General features: G+C 37.7%; 14 protein-coding genes. 2 read left to right on the top strand and 12 right to left on the bottom strand.

All coding sequences use genetic code 11. From position 1 onward, the window contains the following. The 5 genes from IW492_RS10975 to IW492_RS10955 form a co-directional block, all read right to left on the bottom strand. On the bottom strand, positions 1 to 2598 hold a 2598-nt coding region (locus tag IW492_RS10975; protein ID WP_330927891.1), incomplete at its 3' end, for a pectate lyase-like adhesive domain-containing protein. A gap of 307 nt (positions 2599 to 2905) precedes the next feature. Further along, positions 2906 to 3619: a winged helix-turn-helix domain-containing protein gene (locus tag IW492_RS10970; RefSeq protein WP_202067668.1), complete on the bottom strand. Its 714-nt coding sequence runs from the start codon at positions 3617 to 3619 to the stop codon at positions 2906 to 2908. 220 nt (positions 3620 to 3839) lie between these two features. Next, complete coding sequence (locus tag IW492_RS10965; RefSeq protein ID WP_202067667.1) at positions 3840 to 4952, bottom strand: tyrosine-type recombinase/integrase; 1113 nt, start codon at positions 4950 to 4952, stop codon at positions 3840 to 3842. A 1439-nt stretch (positions 4953 to 6391) separates the two neighbouring features. Then, positions 6392 to 6625 carry a hypothetical protein gene (locus IW492_RS10960; RefSeq protein ID WP_202067666.1) on the bottom strand — a complete coding sequence of 78 codons (234 nt, stop codon included), beginning with the start codon at positions 6623 to 6625 and terminating at the stop codon, positions 6392 to 6394. A gap of 483 nt (positions 6626 to 7108) precedes the next feature. Continuing rightward, a complete protein-coding gene (locus tag IW492_RS10955) occupies positions 7109 to 7570 on the bottom strand; it encodes a phage tail protein (RefSeq protein ID WP_202067665.1) in 462 nt (153 codons plus the stop codon). A gap of 221 nt (positions 7571 to 7791) precedes the next feature. Here IW492_RS10955 and IW492_RS10950 point away from each other — a divergent pair, with 221 nt between their 5' ends. After that, positions 7792 to 8202, top strand: a complete 411-nt coding sequence (locus IW492_RS10950; protein ID WP_202067664.1) for a hypothetical protein — start codon at positions 7792 to 7794, stop codon at positions 8200 to 8202. Between the two features lie 149 nt (positions 8203 to 8351). On the opposite strand, the gene IW492_RS10945 is transcribed toward IW492_RS10950, so the two are convergent. The 7 genes from IW492_RS10945 to glgB all read right to left on the bottom strand — a co-directional run bounded on the left by IW492_RS10945 (position 8352) and on the right by glgB (position 19269). After that, on the bottom strand, positions 8352 to 8615 hold the full coding sequence (locus IW492_RS10945) for a hypothetical protein (RefSeq protein WP_202067663.1): 264 nt from the start codon (positions 8613 to 8615) through the stop codon (positions 8352 to 8354). 356 nt (positions 8616 to 8971) lie between these two features. Next, entirely contained in the window at positions 8972 to 10804 is a 1833-nt protein-coding gene (locus IW492_RS10940) for a glycoside hydrolase family 13 protein (RefSeq protein WP_202067662.1), read from the bottom strand. An 11-nt stretch (positions 10805 to 10815) separates the two neighbouring features. Then, complete coding sequence (locus IW492_RS10935) at positions 10816 to 13230, bottom strand: glycogen/starch/alpha-glucan phosphorylase (RefSeq protein ID WP_202067674.1); 2415 nt, start codon at positions 13228 to 13230, stop codon at positions 10816 to 10818. Between the two features lie 164 nt (positions 13231 to 13394). Then, positions 13395 to 14828: a glycogen synthase GlgA gene (gene glgA, locus IW492_RS10930; RefSeq protein WP_202067661.1), complete on the bottom strand. Its 1434-nt coding sequence runs from the start codon at positions 14826 to 14828 to the stop codon at positions 13395 to 13397. Next, the gene (gene glgD / locus IW492_RS10925; RefSeq protein ID WP_202067660.1) at positions 14829 to 15986 is read right to left on the bottom strand and encodes a glucose-1-phosphate adenylyltransferase subunit GlgD; all 1158 of its coding nucleotides are present in this window, start codon (positions 15984 to 15986) and stop codon (positions 14829 to 14831) included. Continuing rightward, complete coding sequence (locus IW492_RS10920; protein WP_202067659.1) at positions 15976 to 17118, bottom strand: glucose-1-phosphate adenylyltransferase; 1143 nt, start codon at positions 17116 to 17118, stop codon at positions 15976 to 15978. Before IW492_RS10920 ends, glgD begins: the two co-directional genes overlap by 11 nt. A gap of 231 nt (positions 17119 to 17349) precedes the next feature. After that, entirely contained in the window at positions 17350 to 19269 is a 1920-nt protein-coding gene (glgB, locus tag IW492_RS10915; RefSeq protein WP_202067658.1) for a 1,4-alpha-glucan branching protein GlgB, read from the bottom strand. 666 nt (positions 19270 to 19935) lie between these two features. On the opposite strand from glgB, the gene IW492_RS10910 reads away from it, so the two are divergent. Next, positions 19936 to 20958, top strand: a complete 1023-nt coding sequence (locus IW492_RS10910; RefSeq protein WP_202067657.1) for a LacI family DNA-binding transcriptional regulator — start codon at positions 19936 to 19938, stop codon at positions 20956 to 20958. Positions 20959 to 20990 lie beyond the last annotated feature (32 nt).

Below are 20990 nucleotides of genomic sequence, written 5' to 3'. Positions count from 1 at the left end.
CGGTGTGGCTGTAGGCGGCGTCTTATCCAAAACAACCTGTGTCGGTTCTTCTGATTTCAGATTGGCGAACCCATACGCATGGATGACATTTCCAGCAGTGAAATAATTTCCAGAGCTGATTGTGTACGACCAGTTGCCGTCACTGTCCGCCTGAACAGTAAAGTTATCACGCGTTTCCTGCGCCATTCCGGTATCTTCAACGGGTGATTCAATCGTATCATTGACCCCTTTTTCTTTTGCGGAAGTCGTCCCGTTCAGTGCTTCTTCCCAAAGTCGAATGTAGGTGCCCGGAACTGCATACCCATACACTGTATACGAGCCCGGATCATCCGGATTATCATTCGAGATACTATGAATGGAGACATTTGGATCTGGAATTCGGGTAAACAGCACACGCTGTTGTCCTTGAGTTGTAAAGTTTGCCCTAAAGCTGTTCAGTGTAGCATTTGTCATAGAGTTGGCAGAAGTAATCGTTGGAATATAGCCATTATAGGTTAAAAGCATGCTTGACATTGGTATATAAGAGTAAGTATAACCTTCGTCACCATCTACTCCTGTTGCCATGTTTCCATCAACCCATTGATATACATTCTGAACGGAAACATTTAGTACACCGCCATTCCCCATATAAATCAATCCATTAGAACCGCTTATTGATTTTGTTTTTTGTAAATTAACTCTTTCGGCATCAGTAAATTTAAAACTTGATGAGGCATTATTTAAATACATCAAATTTTGACTTGTAGAAGTACTGTCACTAATGATATTTAGTATCCCTTTTGATGCAATTTCAAAATCTACTGCTGCATTAGCATAAAATAAATGTGTACCTGATCCCACCATATTTTCACCAGTAATATTTAACGTTCCTGAAATTGAAACTTTACCGCCTGCCATATAAAAAGGATTATATCGGGCACCATTATTAGAATTACTGTATCTATCAGTAATCACCGATAAAACAGCCCCTTCTTCAACAAGTAAATTGGAATTGCTATTTTCCATATAAACGACAGTAGGTTGAACAGTATGATGTGAGACAGCTGTTACTTTTGCTCCACTTCTTATAATAAAATTACCCGAGCTGATATCTATTACAGATGGGTACCCTTGTGAGTCATTCTCAGGGTTTCCTGTTTCACTTTCTCTAACAGCTGTTACGACAGCATTTTCACCAATTTCAAAATTACCACTTTCTCTTAAATGGATTGGCACTCCACTTAAAGCAGAGAAATATGCATTAGAATTGGGTGCAATAGTTGCTGCAGCAACACTGATCGTCTGATTATGAGTATAATTGACATTAAAATCTCTTATAACAGAACCATCTTTTCTAACTGAAGTATATGCAGCAACTTGCTGCACATGTACATCTCCACCAAAAGACACTGTTGAACGTTGAGACTCAATTAGCTGTGAACCAAAATTGGTAAAGTCAATGTAATTAACTGTCGTTCTTGACTGATAATCATTGGATAAATCCCAAAACTCCATTATTCCCCAATAATTACCATGGAAAGTATTCATATTTTGTAAAGTGATACCCCAAGCTTTGGACGTAGTAGTCATCGTTCTATTTGTGAAACACCAGGTTATTGATCCTTGATCCCATGTGTAACCATCGCCTTCAATTACAACATCTCTTGCAATACCTAAAGCATTAAAATAAATAAAGGTGGTACCACCATTAATATTGCTTGACGAGTTACCATTTGCAAACCGCTCTGCCTCATTATTTATATTCGCTACTTGTCTGGATGTGTCATTACTACCTAAAGGAACAACGATATCATCAACAAATTGAATATTGGTTACACTAATGGTTGCTAAAGCGACATTTAATTTTTCGTAAGTATCAACAAAACGAGTATGTTTGTATTTTTCACCATAAGTCAGTTTTGAATTACTTAGATAACTTGTCATCCCTTTTGATTCAGCTAAAACTGGATAGAAAAACGGAGCGTAATAATTATTAGATTTCACATTGATATTTTGCAACGTAATATCCCAATAACTAGAAGTATTCGTCGCTGCATTCATAAAACCGATTGCTAGATTTCCAAAATCAAAGGTATGTCCATTTCCGTCAATAACCAGTGATCTGGAAATCGCAGGCTTACTGACAAACAGATACTGGTAACCAGTATCAAGATTCACAGAATCTTTATCAAACAGACCCTCATAGTTATTGAGTGTGCCTGTAAGCTGGATATCATTTGCTAATGAAATCGTTGTGACACTTGAATCAGCTAAGGCTTCAACAAATGTTTGCCAGTCCGTGACTTCTGCCGTACCGGCTGCAAACAGATTTACTCCTCTCTTCTCCACCGGAAAAACAGCACTTTCTTCTGTCTCGTTTTCAGCTTCTTCCTGAGTTTGAGAAGTCTCTGTCCGCTCTTTCTCCACCTCATTTCTCAGCATGCTGCTGTCTGCTGCAGGTAACATATCCTGCTGCAGTAAATCTGTTCCATTGGAGCCTATTTCAGTTTTAACAGCCTCTTCATTCGCCTTAATCGGAGTACTCAAGGTCCACTGGAATACTAAACCTGTAAGTGCAATAGACAAAACAGCTGTCAAACTTTTTTTTCCGATTTTCATATTTTTTCAACTCCTCCCCTTTTCTATTTTTTGTGTGTCGGACGGCACACTATATTTCATTTTTCTGACTATCCAATCCTATCCTTCTAACCAACTGGAACAACTTCCTCTCATATATCTTATTCTTTACCAGAATAAATCCGATTTGATATTGGTATCCGTGATTATTTCTCTGTCCCAGTCTTATAGTAAGATGATCTAAATTTGTGATAGCAGAAAAAGTGAAACCAAATTTTTCATAAAACAACTATTAATTTACAGCTGAATTACCCAGAAACTACGAATTATTTTTAAAAGATAATTCTTTTTAATTCAGGCTCAGCATATAGCCCTTTGATCGAACAGTTTTGATAATGTTGGAATTAACATTCTGCAATTCCAGTTTTTCTCTTAAATGGAAAATCAAATTTGCCACCCGATATTTGGACCCTTTATAAGCATCGTCCCAAATATTCTCATAAATTTCTTTATAAGAAAGCCCTTGAGACTGATGCTCATACAGAAGGGACAATAGTTTAAATTCGAGGCGGGTTAACGTAACTTCTGTCCTCTCTTTACCGATTTGGACACTCAAGTTATTCGGCAACAATTTGAAATGACTAACTGCCTCCGATTGTACTTCCTCTTTTGAATCCAGTGGTTTATCATTCTCTGTTCCGCTTGCTTTTTTTTGACGATTCAGCAGATTTTTTATTGTCAGAGTCATCTCCTCCGGTTCATTTTCATTGCTAAAAGTTCCATCCGCACCTAAATGAAGATAGATAACTTTTTGAACGGCTGTTGGTTTTTCTGACAATACCCAAATAAATGAATTTGATCGTTCTCTAATTTTCATTATGATGCCGCACGTTTCACTTAAATTCTTTTCATTTTCTTTCAAAAGAACACCATCCAGATCTGAAAGAATCGTATCCATGTTGTTCACATCTACTGTAACTAATTTGTACTGATTTCTGCCAAGCTTCTCGACATATGTACGCTCAAATTCCTCTACCGGTTGGGTTATCCCTATGTTGTACATACTGATTCCTCCTCACTTCATTTCTGTTTGATGTATATTTTTTTTTAAAGTTATCTAGCAATACACCATAACATCCAGGATTTCCTGCAATACTTTTTTACGTTTAGATAGTATAATTATGTCCTGGAACTAGTTCTTCCAAGAAAAATCACTGCTTCTGCATATCTGACAGGAGTTCCTGTCAGATATGACCAAAACAGTGACGGCTTTAAAATCAGTTTTATTTGCTTCTGTTAAATTGCTCCAAGTCGATCAAATTCATTGCTTCTTTTCGTTTTTCCCAAAATGAATCCGTATAGGTATCCAGTGTTAATTTAATGGACGTGTGTCCAAGTATTTTACTTAATGATGCAATATCTGCTCCATTTTCTACACATCTGGTAGCAAATGTATGACGAAGACAATGGAAGTTGATATTTCTGATACCGGTATACTTTAGAAGTTTTTTGAAGTGATAATTAATCACCCTGGGCTCAGTAAAGCCTTCCGAGCAGGAAACAACATACTCTGAATAACTGCTCTTTTTTAGTTTTACCAAGTAATTTTTGAGGTTTACAGCCAGTGGAATTTTACGTAGTGAACTTTTTGTTTTTGGCTCTCCCATAATAATCATCGTTGTATTCTGATTATCCGGGTCTGGAATTCGCTGAAGAGTTCGATTCACAGAAATAATTTCTCTTGTAAAATCAATATCCTCCCACCTTAACCCGCTTATCTCTCCAATCCTCATCCCGGTTGCCAGACTGATGATTACAGCTGAATAATAGGTATTTCTAAAGGCGGCTTCTTCAAGTGCCTTTTGTTCTTCTACAGACAAGGACCGAATCCCCTTTCTTTTAATAGAAGGAAGTACAATATTTTTATAAGGATATTTATTTAGATGTCCGTTAACAGCTGCATAGTTCAAACTGTTCTTTAAGATAGTCAAAATAGTTTTAACCATATTAATGGAGTAGCCCTGGGATAGTAAAAATTCAATAAGTGCCATAACATCGGTTCTTTCCAGCTGGTTCAATTTTTTTCTGCCCAGAAAAGGAATAATATGATTTCTAATTTTTGATTCATAACTTGACCAGGTTGAAGGCTTTACTCTATTTTTAACCACTTTATGAAGCCAGTAAGTGAACCATTCAGAAGTAGTTCCTGAATAAATAGTTTTATTACTGTCAATAAATTCCGATTGATATTTAATTAATTTTTCTTTTACTTCACTGTATCGTTTACCATAGATATACCCATATATGAGACGATTTTCTTTATTTCTTGATTTTTTATACCTGCCTTCCCATCGTCCATCTTTTCTTTTATAAATATTTTCACCTTTTCTTGACAAGCTCCTTCACTCCTAATATTGACTGATTTTTTGACGGCTCAAAAAGTATTGGAAAAGTACAACCACAATAAAAATATATTATGAAAACAAAAAAGATTCTCATTTTTTTCATGTTTTATCAAAAAAATTGAAAAAAATTGATTGATTTTAAGATTTACTATGACTAAAATTTAGAGTATAGTTAAATTTATAAAAATCACATTTATTTTTCAAAAGATATATATTTTTATTCTATTTTTTATTTCTTGGAAGAACTAGATACAAGAATATTTATCAATTAACTTTTTAATTAATTGACTGATAGTGCTATTTATTTTTTTAAATTAAAACTGGTATAAGTTCTCTAAAAAACTGAACTTACATCGGTTTTTTAGTTGTGTCTTCCTGAAAATAAGATAAGTATTTCACCAGAATACAGTTGAAAAATACTGGTTATATCATCTTATCATTCCTATTTTTTTACTGCTCGTAATTGTCTCCTTTCCTATTTAATCAGATTAAATATTCTTCACTTTTTTGCCGAATTTTCATTTTTAATTAAAAAAAACCTCCTTGATTTCTGATTTTTCCCCTACTAAAGTGTAAGCGTAACTCAAATTTTTTTCTAGTTTTTATCCATCAATTCTATTAAAAATTTCTTTTTTAGTAAATTTAGGTTTATTGTCAAATGATGTTGATGAAAAGAATTCCATAAAATAATATCGAATCTAGAAGGAAAAATCCCTCCCTAGATTTTTTATTCGGTTGAAATAACAGCATACCAAAACAAAGGTTGGTTCTTAGATTGAAATCATGCTCCCTTCTATTGTATATTAACTAAAATCTATTTTTTCAAGTATTGTATCTTATTCATCCTGCTCTTTAAAATTTTCTGTCGTATAACTTTTTACAGTTTCTTTCTCAATACTTTTTTCTATCACCTGAGAGCTAGTCCCAAGCACACCAGTGTACCGGCCTCCATAATTATTTTGGTTTTCATATTAAATTTCTCCTCTTTTTTAGTATTTTTTTGATTGAAATCAGCCTACTTTATGAACGAAGTTTTCTTTTTTATCTCCTTTGACACTAAATCAAAAAATTGGCTTCTTCCCGAAAATTTCTGTATCAACCTCTATTGAACAGAAATAACTTCAGCAGTTTCAGCCATATACTTACTTAACATTCTAATAATATTCTTTTCTCCATATTTTTTCATCTACTAATATTCTTTCTGTAATTATTCAAATTATTTTTGTATTATTCATAATAATCTCCTCTTTTTTTAGCAGGCCGACCGTCAGCCGTTTTAATTTTTAAACTCAACGAATACCCCAGCTGAATTTAAAAATTAACGTAAGTCTTTCGATAGCTTCTGCTTTGCTTGTTTTTACTTCATTAACTCCCTTGATACAAAAAATGATGTTAATGAACAATAGTAAGCATCTCCTTACGTCATTCCTTCATACAATAAATACTGCGTGCCTCAAAAAAACTGAATGGCTTTCAATGGATACGGATATGTTAAATTCCTTGTTTTCATTGCCTTCTTCAATGACTTCAGCAAAAATAGTTGCCTCCAACATCCACTGTTTCAGCAATACATTTTCTACTTTGAGAGACTGCTCCAGCATCTCAATTTTCTGCTCATCACTTCCTGACGACTGTGTGATCAGAAACTGAACGATTTTATTCAATACACTTAACTCGCTGCTTTACTGTACAGTCATTTTTACAATATCCATATCTTTCTCAATGATTCTCATGATTACTGCATCCATTATTTCTTCTTTTGATTTAAAATATCCCTTTGACAATTCCGATGACTTTTAAAATATTATTGATGGTTATTTCATTATAACCTTTTTATACAAAAAGCACTTACTAAGTGCTAAAAATTTCATTTTTTCGCACGTTATGATCTTACTAAACTAACATTAACTGCCGCCCTTCCCTTCATCATTTGACGACCGACGGCCTGTCTGTTTATATTTATCTAGTACCTTCAACCTGCTTCTTCATCAACACCTCTTCTCAATTATTTTTCAAAGTAAGTTTTCAGAACTATTAAACTGCTGAAAAAACACCGATAATCTTCAATTTGGAACTAAAAAAAATAGAGACCTGTTTTCTCAAGTCTCCATTATTATAAATAACTGATTTTGTTCTACAGCTCTTCCTTAATATTTTCCTTTAATAACAAAGTAAGAACCACGAATCTCACCTGCAAGTTTTGATTTCTGTCGAGCAAATTTGAACTTTCCTTCCAATTCTGCTGGAACTGTAATTCCTTCTGATAATTTAAAACCAACTGCTCGTTTTCCTGCATCATCTGTTGCATACATTACATTCACTTCCAACCCATTTTCATAGAAGACATAGGCAAATTTTGTTCCTTCTGCTTCAAAATGTGCCACTTCCAAAGGTTTATAGGGAAAATGAATCTCCCGTTCTTCCAAAATTTTTTCAATCCATTTTAATGTTTCCGGGTCTTCTTCTGCAGGAACAGTGGTAAATTCAATCTTGTATTTATTCCATAGATAGCGTGCTTCATTTGCCCGCAAGCCGGCCAATGCTTCTGCAGCCGGCGAACTTTCAAGCCCAGTGGCGGCAACCTCTTTGAACTCTACTTTATAAGCCATCTCAATTCCTCTTTTCTATTTATTTCTACTGCTATTATAAAACTGTCCAGGCTTCTCACCAAACATTCTGCCCAAGATATTTTTATTAAGAAAAGAAAGAAATTTTTCATACAAATACTTATTCCTCACTACATTCACATTACTTTTCCTGAGTAACATGGTTTAATTGAGCCTTTTATGCTATGCTTTTTTAGTAAAAATTTTTTTTAAAGGAGAAAATAATGAAAACAAAAAAAATCAGGGTTGGTGCATTAATTGGTGTTCTTATTGCTGCTGTTGCAAGTATTATCAGTGTCTTTTTGCCGTTGTATTCCTATGGTTCCATGAGTTATTCTTCCTATATTACTGATAGTGGTGGAGAGATTGGCAGAATAGTCATTGCAGGCGCAGGAATTGCAGGGGGATTGGCTCTAATAACAATCCTTACCAAGAAAAACTGGTTGTCCAAGATCACTGGAGTTATCAGCATTCTTGTAGCACTTGGAGCTGCAGGAATGAATGCAGTGATTATGTTTGGTATCAATAAGCTGAGCTATGCAGCCTCAACAGGTATTTATGTCCTCTTTGCAGGAGCTGCACTTCTGTTTATTACAGGAATTATGTCGCTTTCTTCAAAAAAAATTAACGAATAAAATAAGCCGGAATAGAATGTGATTTCTATCCCGGTCTTTCTTTATCCCCTGTTTACTTCAGTATCTTTCTTAAAGCCATAGCCATTAAGTTAATTACTTTAAAGATAGCTTCCTATTTCATAGCCTCTATTCTATCAGAGTCTGTGACATTAAGTATGTCTGAGGAATGACAACAATTTTTTGACAGTTTCTATAAATAATTGAGGCACATCCGTTTGTTCTGTTACGGTTGCCATTGACAATGAGCCTTCTAAGGTATGTGTTTTCGTCTTGTCGCCTGAGCCTAGAAACGGCACAGACGATTCCCTCCGAATAACATCCCCCAACTCATTGTCAATGGTTCGCTTCGCCAACGAACCACCGTAGATCGTGTTTTTTAACGCTCTATTTTCCACAGAAAAATTGTCAAACAAAGTGTAGCCTATTCACTGAGTCCCCTAAAACCGAATAAACGGCGTTACAAAGCCCCTCCATACTTCGAGGATCGAAACGAAGTCCTTCAATTCTTAGTGGCTTTGCCATTTAGAAATTGATGAGATCGAAACGAAGTGTAGTGTAGTGAGACTCGCAGATACAAGACTTTTCCGTAGTAGAAAGTCAGTTAGCAGAATTGCCGGTCTCACTGTTGCAGGAACATCTAATAGGATGGTATGCGAACCGACAATCTTATGAATTAGTACTAATTCATTCCTGTATTAAAAGCTTGCTTCTGCGCTTCTTCGAATACTCGTCGCATGGAGAAGCTTTATCACAACTTCTTGCTTTTAATTTAACTCAACTCTTTCACTACAAAATAATCGCCCCATTCAGAGATCACTGCATCTGCCAGCATCTCCTCCAGAATAGCCGTTGAAACCGGTGCCTTCCGGGTAAAGATCAGCTCTTCGGCAGAAGCAGTCTGATTCTGCGCATTGACAAGATAAAGAGCAAATTGAGACTGTTCACTGTAACGCAAAACCCCCAAGAGACCATTTGAATAAAACGGATAAAACTCTCCATAAACCAGCGCTTCCGTTGCTTTACGTTTCTGTGTCCATTCCTGATAACAGGTATAAGCATCTGGATCAATAGCATCCCAAGGGAAAAATTTACGGTTCTCTGGATCTTTTCCGCCAGTCACTCCAGCTTCATCCCCATAGTAGATCGTGGGAACTCCTGGTAAAACAAACATTAATCCGACTGCTAAAGTCAGTTTGGAAAAATGATTGTCCAGCAAGGTCGCAATCCTTTCACTGTCGTGTGTGCCAATGTTATTCAAGTTATTGGCAAAAATATCTGCAGGATAATTTTCCTGAAGGACAGTCAGCTTTTCTGCTGCCTCTTGTGCTGAATGTTTTCCTAAAAGAAGGCTCAGAATAATATCACGAAACGGGTAGTTCATCACACCATGAAGGCTGTTTCCGAAGATATACTGACGCCGATGTCCATAAGATATCTTATTGGATGCATCCTCCCAAACTTCACCAAGCAATACCTTTTCCGGATACCGATTCACCGCCTGTCTAATCCCTTCTATAAAGAAATCCGGCAATTCATCTGCTACATCCAAACGCCAGCCATCCACTCCCATAGCTGTCCACTTTTCAAGTACACTCTCTTTTTCTCCATAAATAAACTGTTGAAAATTGGAATTCTCCTTATCCGCTTCCGGCAAATCCCTCACACCCCACCATGATTTATAATCTTCCGGATAGTCAGAAAATTTGAACCATTGCCGATATCTGCTTTTTGGATTACGATAAGCTCCCACTCCTTCACCATAGCGGCCATCATAATTAAAGTAGCGGCTGTTTCTTCCTACATGACTGAAAACCCCATCCAAAATAAGCTGCATATCATTCTCATGAAGACAGTCAAGTAAATGCAGAAAGGTTTTCTCATCTCCCAGCATTCCATCAATCGCCAGATAATCACCGATATCATATCGATGATTGCTTGCGGATTCAAATATAGGATTCAAATAGAGTGCAGTGACACCCAGCTCTTTCAAATAAGGAATTTTTTCTATGATTCCCTGCAGATTGCCGCCATAAAAATCCCAGCGTATGATCTCTCCTTCTGCATCTTTGATATACATCGGTTCATCTTTCCAAGTGCCGTAAATGAATGTATTCTTTTTAGGCTGAGAGATTTCTTTGTGAGGATTACCATTATAAAACCTGTCAGGAAAAATTTGATATACGATTCCCTTTCGATACCAGTCTGGTGCCGGGTCTGCCTTCTCATAGCAAGTCAGCTGATAAGGATGCAGATTTCCTGAATCATAAGTCAGGACGCCTTCTCCGCCTTTTCCCTGATCTGATCCGCAGTATATAGTTTTCACGTCTTGATCTGATTCCTTTTTTATGATTTCAAAATAGTAGAAGTAAAGTCCTGCTCCCTGCTCTAAAGTATAGGTGCAAATATAATGATGATGCTCTTCTGGAGACATGTTGATTTTTTCAAATCCTCGTTCTCCACCCTCTTTGCGCACCACCAGCAAAACCTGTTCAACGATTGATTCCTGAACAGCAATTGAAAAAGTTACTGCTGCTCCTTTTTCAATTGCTCCGAAAGGCTGCTTATATTCTTCCAGCCAGGAATTAAAATAAATTGCCGTCATTACTGTCTCCCTTATTGTCCAGATTCATTTCCCGCTTTTCTTATCGGTTCAATCTGCCAAATATCCTCTGCATAGCGCTGCACGGTATAGTCCGAAGAAAAATGCCCGGCATGTGCTGTATTAATCAAACTGACTTTCTGCCAGCGAGGTTTGTCCCGATAAAGAGTTTCAATCGATTTCTGTGCATCCACATAAGACTGAAAATCACGTAAAACGAAGTATTCATCATTGTATCGAATCAGAGAATCGAAGATTTCCTGTCCTTCCACTTTTATATTTGGAATCGTTCCATCTATAAATGCATTTAATATGCGTTGAATAACCGGGTCGTTTTCATAAATTTTCAATGCTGAATAGTCCTGTGTCTCATAGTAACGGTACACTTCCTCTTCAGTTAAGCCAAAAATTGCTATATTATCATCCCCAACGATGTCTCGAATCTCAATATTGGCACCGTCAAGTGTTGCAATCGTTACTGCCCCGTCCAGCATCAGTTTCATATTGCTGGTCCCGGATGCTTCTTTGGAAGCCAGCGATATCTGTTCACTCACATCAGCTGCCGGAATAATCAGTTCTGCCAGAGAAACATTGTAATTTTCCAAAAAGACCACTTTTAATTTTCCCTGTATTATTTCATCGTTGTTAATCAGGCAGGCTGCTTCATTGATACACTTAATAATGTATTTCGCATACGTATAGCTGGGTGCTGCTTTTGCACCAAAAATAAAGACTCGTGGGTAAATATCCGCTTCTGGATTGTCCTTCAGTTCAAAATACAACTTTAGAATATGCAGCAAATTTAATAACTGACGCTTATATGCATGGAGACGCTTAATCTGAACATCAAAAATTGCATCTGCCGAAACCTCAATTCCCGTTGTTTGCATAATATAATTCGCCAGTCGTACTTTATTCGTATGCTTAGTATCTGCCAACTTCTGCAAGACTTTCGGATCATCTTTATAATTCATCAGTAAATGCAGATCGTTGGCTTCTTTACGCCATGAAGTTCCGATCGTCTGATCCAGCACATTTGCCAAGGGTTCATTCGCCAGCTGCAGCCAGCGTCTTTGAGCAATGCCATTTGTTTTATTGTTAAATCGTTCCGGATATAGCAAATAGAAGTCATGCAGTACGACCCCTTTCAGCAAGTCCGAATGAAGCTTCGCCACTCCATTTGTACTGTGACTGCCGATAATTGCCAAATGTGCCATATGTACATGGCCGTCTTTAATGATCCTTGTCCGTTCAACCAGCTCAGAATCAACTAACAGTGTCATTTCCTCCACAAATCGACGATCAATTTCTTCAATAATCTGATACAGTCTCGGTACAACTTCCTTCAACATCGATATCGGCCATTTTTCCAAAGCTTCCGCCATAATTGTATGATTTGTATAGCTCATCGTTTTGACTGTGACATTCCAGGCCTTTTCCCAGCTTAATTCTTCTTCATCAACCAGAATACGCATCATTTCCGCTACACACAGTGCCGGATGGGTGTCATTGATATGGATAGACACATAATTTGGCAGATCAAGCATGGCAACTCCAGTTTTTTTCTGCGAAAGAATGATACTTTGAATCCCTGCTGAAACAAAAAAGTATTCCTGAACTAAACGCATCAGACGTCCTTCATAATTGGAATCATCTGGATAAAGGACAGAGGTCAAATCCCGAAAATCCCGGCGTTCTTCAATACTCTGATATCTGTTCTCTTCAGATTCAGGAATTTCCGCTGACCAAAGTCTCAAGGTATTAACTATATTGTTATGATAACCCAACATTCCAGTATCGTATGGAACGGCTCTCAGAACCTGCTGGTTTTCATAGACCGGTTTCAGTTTCCCATCCTCATCCTCTTTTAAATAAACATGCCCGCCATAATTTACATTAACAGCCTTGCTGGCTTTACGGACTTCCCAGGCATTACCTTCACGAAGCCATTCATCCGGCAGCTCTACTTGATTACCATCAACAAATTTTTGTTTAAACAAGCCATAATCGTAACGGATACCATTCCCATTTCCCGGTAATCCGCAAGAAGCAATGGAGTCCATAAAACAGGAAGCCAAACGTCCCAGTCCGCCATTTCCCAACGCCATATCCTTCTCCACTTTGCAAAGCTCTTCCAGATCAATACTCATTTCCTTTAAGCTGTCACGAACAGTATCCAGCAGCCCCATGTTCAGTAAATTGCTTTTCAGCATTTTACCTGGTAGAAACTCTATCGAAAAATAGTAGGCCTGCTTACATTGCGAAGCACGTACTTCCTTTCGTGTATCCTTCCAGGCATTTGAATAGTATGCTTGAATCACTGATCCCAACGAGGCGAACAATTCATCGTTGGAGGACTCCTCAACCTCATTGGCAAATTTTTCCCGTACGCGTCGCTTAAAATCTTTTTTAAACTGTTCTTTTGTAATGTTCATTAGTCACTTACTCCCTTGATTATTTGTAAAACAAGAGGTCGGGACAACCGAATTGCTGTCTCAACCTCTGTTATCATTTAACGCCAAAGTTGATTGTAACAATACTTCTTTTAAGTATACCCCGTTTTCTAGAACAAGTACGAACAACTATTTAATTCTTAACGTTCTGTTAACAGTTGATAGAGCCCTATATATTCTTTAGCAGGAGAATCCCAACTGAAATCTTTTGCCATAGCTGTTTGAATCAGCTGCTGCCAGACTTCCGGTTCCTCTCTGTAAACAGCTGCTGCCATTCGAATCGTTTCCATCAGATAAACAGAACGAAACTCAGAAAAACCGAAGCCGGTTCCTTCTTTTGTTATTGGGTTGTAAGGAATCACGCTATCCTTCAACCCGCCAATTTCATGAACTACAGGTAGTGTTCCATATCTCATGGAGATCATTTGCGAAAGTCCGCAAGGTTCAAACGCAGAAGGCATCAAAAATAAATCTGCTCCAGCATAGAACAGCTGAGCCAGCTTGACATCAAAAGAAATACTGACAGCACATTTTTCTGGAAAACGATGAACGAACGCTTTAAAGCCTTGTTCAAATTCGGCTTCTCCTGTTCCTAAAACAACCAGCTGCACATCATCCTGCATCATATATTCCATCTCATCCATCAGCAGCTGAAAGCCTTTTTGGTGTGTCAGACGACTGACAATCGCCATCAACGGAACATCCCGAATCGGCAATCCCATTTTCTGTTGGAGAGCTGCTTTATTTGTTGCTTTTCCTGTTAAATCTTCTTTTGAAAAATTGGCAGGGATTAACGGGTCTGTCTCCGGATCATTGATCTCATAGTTAATTCCATTTAGAATGCCGCTTAATTTATCTTTTGCCATCCGCAGTACACCATCAAGTCCTGAGCCAAATTCCGGTGTCTGAATTTCTTCGGCATAAGAAGGACTAACCGTATTAACCCGTCCAGCATACAAGATTCCTGTTTTGAGAAAATTGATATTATCGTCAAAACGAACAGTTCCGTCATAGTAACGCTCTTTTCCCATTCCAAAGAGGTCCGACAAAATATTTTCACCAAAAACACCCTGAAATTCAATATTATGAATCGTCAGGACTGTTTCAATCGCTTGGTAGGCCTGAATCCAATAATACTTTTCTCTGATGAGAAACGGAATCATCGCTGTGTGGTAATCATTTACATGAATGATATCTGGAATAAAATCAATTTTCTCCATCATCTCAATCACAGCAAGCTGGAAATAGGCAAACCGTTCTCCATCATCATAATAACCGTACAATCCGTCACGATCAAAATAATACTGATTGTCAATAAAATAATAGGTGAGTCCATCAAGTACCATTTTTTTTATACCGCAATACTGGCGGCGCCAGCCGACATTCACATAAAAGTAAAAAACATCTTCACAGAGCTCCTGATATTTCGTCGGCATTTGCTTATAATAAGGCAAAACAATACGTATATCCGCCCCTTTATCCTTCAATTGTTTCGGCAGCGCTCCAGCAACATCACCCAGTCCGCCGGTTTTGAAAAATGGTGCACATTCAGCTGCAGTAAATAAAACTTTCATTCAGATCTCTCCTTCAGACACATTCACATTTGCGGTGACATGTTCTCCTTTTCGGATCACTACCGGCTTCTCCGGCGTTCCTATAATCTGCACACCGGGATCAACAATAACATTTTTATCAAGTATAGCATATTCAATTTGGGCATTAGAGGCGATTTTGGCGCTCCCGTTGATAATGGAATGCTTCACTGAGGCACCTTTGTCAATTCTGCTTCGGCGGGAAACCAGCGAATGCTCCACCGTTCCCTGAATCACACAGCCAGTCGCAAACTGACTGCTGTTCACCTTAGAATTTTCAGAGTAATAGGTTGGCACTTCATTTTTCAGTTTGGTATAGATTTTTTGATTCGTATACATTAAAGCGTTAAACTTAGCCGGCTCAAGCATATCCATGTTGGCTTTATAATAAGACTGCAGACTGTGAATATTTTTTAGATAGCCGGTATATTTATAGACTGAATTTTTTACAGCACCAAGCTGACTTTTCAGAAAATCTACCAGATTTGGCGATACACCATGTTTCTGAGCTTCTTCCAGTGACTGGATCAGCCAAGCCGTTTGAACAATAAACGCATCCATACTAAGATTTCCAGTCTCAGTTTCAGAGCTGCAATCCTTCAATGTATGACAGCTGCTGACTTGTCCGTTTTCATCAATATCCAGTAACGTGTCTTTCGAGCAGACACTTTCCTTATTCACTCGTTTATAGACAAGTGTCATTGTATTTTGCTGAGCCTGATGGATTTTCAATATCGCTCTAAGATCCAGATTGCAGAGCATTCGGCTGCTCATAATCACTGTGTACTCAGATTCAGATTTATTCAGATAATCAATTACTGAGCTGAAGTAAGGCTTTCCTTCGTTCTTTCTTTTAATAAAGTCCTGATAAAAGTAAGTGAAAAAGCGATTCTTCAACGAAGCCAAATTCCATTCTTTTCCACCACCAATGTGGTCAAATACAGACTGGGTTTCTCCATCATTAAAAATCATAAATAGGCTGTCGATATTAGCATTTACCACACTAGACAGCTGGAAATCAATCAGTCGGTACTTACAGTCAAACGGAAGCATGGCCAGTGGCCGTTTTTCAATCAACGGCATTAAATTGTCAAATCGTTCCACATTTCCAATAATTGCGCACATTCTATTAGTCTTCATCGCTTTTCACCCCAATTACTTCAGAATACCCTACTACAACAATTTCTTCTTCATCATAAACTACAGCATTATCACCAATTACAGCGTCTTCACCGATAATCGCATTTTTGATGGTCACATTCTCACCTATTTTTGCACCAGGCATAACAATACTTTTTTCTATTGTCGTTCCTTCCTTCACCTGAACATCCGTCGAAAGAATACTGTCCTTGATTTCTCCGGCAACATAACAGCCGTCTACAATCAGAGAATTTTTCACAGAAGCTGTCTCCGTTAAAAAGTGCGGCGGCGAACTGGTATTTTTAGAGAATATTTTCCAGGTCCGATCTCGAATATTCAGCTCATTTTCAGGATCAATAAATTCCATATTCGCTTCCCATAGTGAATCAATTGTCCCCACATCTTTCCAATAACCGCTGAAACGATGGGCATAAACATTGTCCCCGGCATCCAGATAAGCAGGAATAACATTTTTTCCGAAGTCCAGCATTTGGCTGTCTTTTGAATAGCTGTTGGTCAACAATTCTTTTAAACGGGCCCAGTTAAAAATGTAAATACCCATTGAAGCCAGATTGCTTTTAGGCTCCTCCGGTTTTTCTTCAAATTCTATAATTCGATCATTCTCATCAGTATTCATGATCCCAAAGCGGGAAGCTTCTTTAATCGGTACCTCAATCACCGCAACAGTCAGAGAAGCATTATGTTTCTTGTGTTCTTCCAGCATTGCTTCATAATTCATTTTATAAATATGGTCTCCGGAGAGCACCAGTACATATTGAGGACTCATTTGGCTGATATAGGCAACATTTTGATAAATCGCATGAGCTGTTCCCTGAAACCATTTTTCTCCATCTGAGCTTGAGTATGGCTGTAAAATTGTCAATCCGGAGTTGATGCCATCCAATCCCCAGCTGGCTCCGTTACCTATGTGACTATTTAAAGCCAGAGGTTGATATTGAGTTACCACAGCAACATCAGTAATCCCCGAGTTGACACAATTACTTAAGGTAAAGTCAATAATGCGATATCTGCCTCCAAATGGTACAGCAGGCTTTGCGATATTTTTGGTTAATTTCCCTAATCTTGTTCCTTGTCCTCCGGCTAAGATCATTGCTAGCATTTCATTATTCATCTTTTTTACAGGTCACTGGGCGAATCTGAAACCTACAGCTGAAATCTGAATTTTTCAAATACGTCCTAGATCCCCTTTGCCTCCTTTCATCCTCAAAAATTCTATGCATCATAAGATATTCCAGTGCTGATAAAAGTTTTGTCTTCACCTGAACTAAGCAGGATTTTGCTGAACAGACCAATAACGAGCACTTTTAAATCCTTTTTATAATTTTCAGACTACCCCTAGCTATTACCTTTTTTTCCGTGTATTAATATCCTTTGGCTTTAAAATGATGGCGCCGAGTGCAGGAACAATCGTTCTGATCTGATACCCTAGCTGCTTAAAGGACTCTGCATAGGTTTCAGCAGGCGCATTAGATTGAGTCCAGGTCCCGCCGAATTCCTTCATTTCAGTATTCAGAACCTCCTCATAGATTCCTTCATAAGGAACACCAATCGGAAAATCCTGCCGTTCAACCGGTGTCATATTCAACACAATAATTAAAAAATCCTTTTTAGCCTTTCCTTTACGGATATAGCTCAGAATTGTTTCCTGGCTGTTATCTGCATCAATAATCTCGATGGTGTCATAGCTGTGATCCAGCTCCCACAGTGCCCGATTTTCCTTATAAAATTGATTCAAATATTTGGTAAACTGCTGCATTTTGGCATTCATTTCATCAGTAAGATCGCGCCACTCAAGTCCTTCATCATACTTCCATTCCAGAAACTGCCCCCACTCACTGCCCATGAACAATAATTTCTTCCCAGGATGCGTCATCAGATACACATAAAGATTTCTAAGCTGCGAAAACTGTTTATAACGATCTCCCCACATTTTATGCATCAAACTCTTCTTCCCATGAACGACTTCATCATGAGACAGCGGTAAAATAAAGTTTTCATCCATCATGTACATAAAAGAAAAGGTCAGTAAATTGAAGTGATCCTTTCTAAATACTGGATTCATTTCGTAGAATCGCAGCGTGTCATTCATCCACCCCATGTTCCATTTGTAGTCAAAGCCCAGCGCGCCGGTTTCAATCAGTCCGGTAACCTGCGTCTCCGAAGAGCTCTCTTCAGCTATCATTATCGTTTCAGGATAGGCCAGTTTGATGACTGCGTTCATTTTCTGCAGAAAATAATACCCTTCCAGATTTCGATTACCGCCCTCATGATTCAGCGTCCAAGGTCCTTCATCATAGTCTCTATACAACATGTTTGAAACAGCATCTACTCTGATACCATCCAAGTGATACATTTCCAGCCAAAACAACGCACTTGAAATTAAAAAGCTTTGCACCTGAGGTTTCCCTAAATCGAAATTCAGAGAGCCCCAGCGGATATTTTTAGCACGGTCAGGATCTTCGTATTCAAACTGCGGAGTTCCGTCATAATAAGGCAATGTATCATCATTGATACAAAAATGTCCCGGTACCCAATCCACAAGAACACCAATATTATTCAAATGACAGGTCTCTACAAATTCCTGAAACTCTTCCGGTGTTCCATAATAAGAGCTTAAAGCAAAATAGCCAATCAGCTGATAGCCCCATGACATGCCTAAAGGGTGCTCCATCAATGGCATGAATTCAATATGGGTATAGCCCATCTCTTTAACATAAGGGATCAGTTCTTCTGTCAGCTGACTAAAGCTGTAAGGAGTACCGTCTTCGTTCTGCTTCCATGAACTCGCATGAACTTCATAGATATTCATCGGGCGTTTAAAATAGTCCGATCGTTTCTTTCTGCCCAGCCATAATCCGTCCTTCCACTTTCTCTCAAGAATAGTGTGGATCACTGCTGCATCATTGGGGCGCTTTTCAAAATGTACTGCAAACGGATCAATCTTGTAGATTTCCCTTCCTCCTGCCTGTCGAACCTTATATTTATAATAATCCCCTTCCGACGGCAATTCAGTAAACAGCTCCCAGATCCCATATGTTTCCAATTTATTCATAGCCAAAGAATCTGTCCATCCATTAAAATCGCCAACCAGCCAAATCTGTTCAGCATTTGGAGCCCAGACTCGAAAAACATATCCATCCAAACCGTTTTTTGTCTCTCTGTGAAAACCAAAATAATGATGACTATAGAAATTTTCACCTGAAAGAAATCGTTGAAGCTGATCTTTTTCCGGTGTATTCCCTGACTGACTTGTTTCGTCCATTCTCAACCTCCTCTGCTGAAATTATTTTTCGGGAACTGCTCTCTGTTTCAGGACTATTTTGGGAGTCCTTATAATCAAATTTTCATTTTTGTTCCACTTAAGTATAAAAGAAATGGAACAAAATAAAAAATATATACACTCCACACTTTATTTTAACATAAAAACGCTTTCATTCATTAGTATACTTATGCTTTCATTGAAAAGTGTTTTAGTTCTTTTTTCTCAAAAAACAGCTCTAGTTATAAATGTTTTTGTTGTATTTTGTAATAAAAAAACAACCGATCAAAACAATGACAATACTATAACAAAGTAAAAAATTAGAATTCAATAATATATTTTACTGTTTGCTAACAAAATGACAATAATTAGTTTCTATGACTTGAAAAATGCAGCTAATATTTTTATCTTGTTATTAAATCATCAAACAATAAAATTAAGGTCAATAACTGAGTCGATTCATTATTCAGAGCTAAATTCATTTATGATAAAATCTAAGCGATATTATCTTCTAACTTACTTCCTTCTATTTTAAATCTGTATATTTTGTTAAAACAGATGATTCATCTTCTTCACTCATTCAATTTTTACTTAAATTGGTAAATTTATTGTTTTATAACCTGTTGTTCAGGTATAGTATTCTTAAGATATTATTGTGGGAGGCAGGCTATGGTTACAATAAAGGATGTTGCAAAAGAATCCGGTTATTCACAAGCGACTATTTCCAGATTATTTAAAGGTGATGAAACATTAGCCATTACCAGTAAAGCAAAAAATAAAATTATTGCAACTGCACTGGCACTGGGTTATGACCGTTCAAAAATAAAGACGACTCTTCATAAAATTGCTGTACTGTTTTGGTTGTCTGAAACGAAAATGATGGAGGATATTTATTTCAACTATTTGAAGGAGGAATTATTCTCATACAGCAAGGCAGCCAACATGGCACTTGAATTTGTCTCAAAAAGTGATGGGATCGAAGCGATCCCACAGGATGTTACAGGATTTATTGCAATTGGACCGATTACGAAAAAAGAATTGCTTGCTCTTCATAAAAAAGGATACAAGGGAGTTGTCAGAGGAATTAATCCGCTGCCGAAATATTTTGATACCGTAGAGTCAGATATCCAGTCGATGACCCGTGAAGCCATTGATTACTTTCTTGAAGCAGGGCTGACCAAAATAGGCTTTATCGGCGGAGCATTCCAGAATCCCGATACAATGATTGATGAGATGGACAGCCGTGAATATGTATTCAGAGAATATCTGACACAGAAAGGGCTGTTCAATGAGGACTATGTGTTCAGCGGAGGTGAGTTTTCTGTTGAGCAAGGCTACGAACTTGCAAAACAGATGGCTGATAACCTGAGTTCTGACTTGCCTGAAGCCTGCTTTGTTGCTTCTGATACGATTGCTGTCGGTGTTTTACAGGGATTTCATGAAAAAGGAATCTTGCTGCCTGAGCAGATAGCCATTATCAGTATCAATGATTACGAAATTGCCAAATACGTTTCACCACCTTTGACAACATTCCATATAAATGTGAAGGAAATGGCTAAAACAACAATTGATCAGCTTTCAGATCAGCTGGTTTATCCCCGCACTATCACAAAAAAAGTTTTGCTTGATGCTGAATTGACTGTTCGTAAAAGTTTCATTCCGATTGAAACAAATAAAAATCTGGTAGAATAAAAAAATAATCCTGACTTTCAAATGTGAATGTA

Origin of the sequence: Enterococcus sp. BWB1-3 (genome assembly GCF_016745275.1) — a bacterium.
Taxonomy (GTDB): Bacteria; Bacillota; Bacilli; order Lactobacillales; family Enterococcaceae; genus Enterococcus_L.
The sequence above is the reverse complement of the archived record's forward strand: the minus strand, read 5'-3'. Positions and strand labels throughout refer to the sequence as shown.

Coding starts and splice junctions, on each gene's coding strand:
- IW492_RS10940 (WP_202067662.1), bottom strand. CDS start 10,804: ATGACGGCAATTTATTTTAATTCCTGGCTGGAAGAATATAAGCAGCCT.
- IW492_RS10955 (WP_202067665.1), bottom strand. CDS start 7,570: ATGGCTTATAAAGTAGAGTTCAAAGAGGTTGCCGCCACTGGGCTTGAA.
- glgB (WP_202067658.1), bottom strand. CDS start 19,269: ATGGACGAAACAAGTCAGTCAGGGAATACACCGGAAAAAGATCAGCTT.
- IW492_RS10950 (WP_202067664.1), top strand. CDS start 7,792: ATGAAAACAAAAAAAATCAGGGTTGGTGCATTAATTGGTGTTCTTATT.
- IW492_RS10910 (WP_202067657.1), top strand. CDS start 19,936: ATGGTTACAATAAAGGATGTTGCAAAAGAATCCGGTTATTCACAAGCG.
- IW492_RS10970 (WP_202067668.1), bottom strand. CDS start 3,619: ATGTACAACATAGGGATAACCCAACCGGTAGAGGAATTTGAGCGTACA.
- glgD (WP_202067660.1), bottom strand. CDS start 15,986: ATGAAGACTAATAGAATGTGCGCAATTATTGGAAATGTGGAACGATTT.
- glgA (WP_202067661.1), bottom strand. CDS start 14,828: ATGAAAGTTTTATTTACTGCAGCTGAATGTGCACCATTTTTCAAAACC.
- IW492_RS10920 (WP_202067659.1), bottom strand. CDS start 17,118: ATGAATAATGAAATGCTAGCAATGATCTTAGCCGGAGGACAAGGAACA.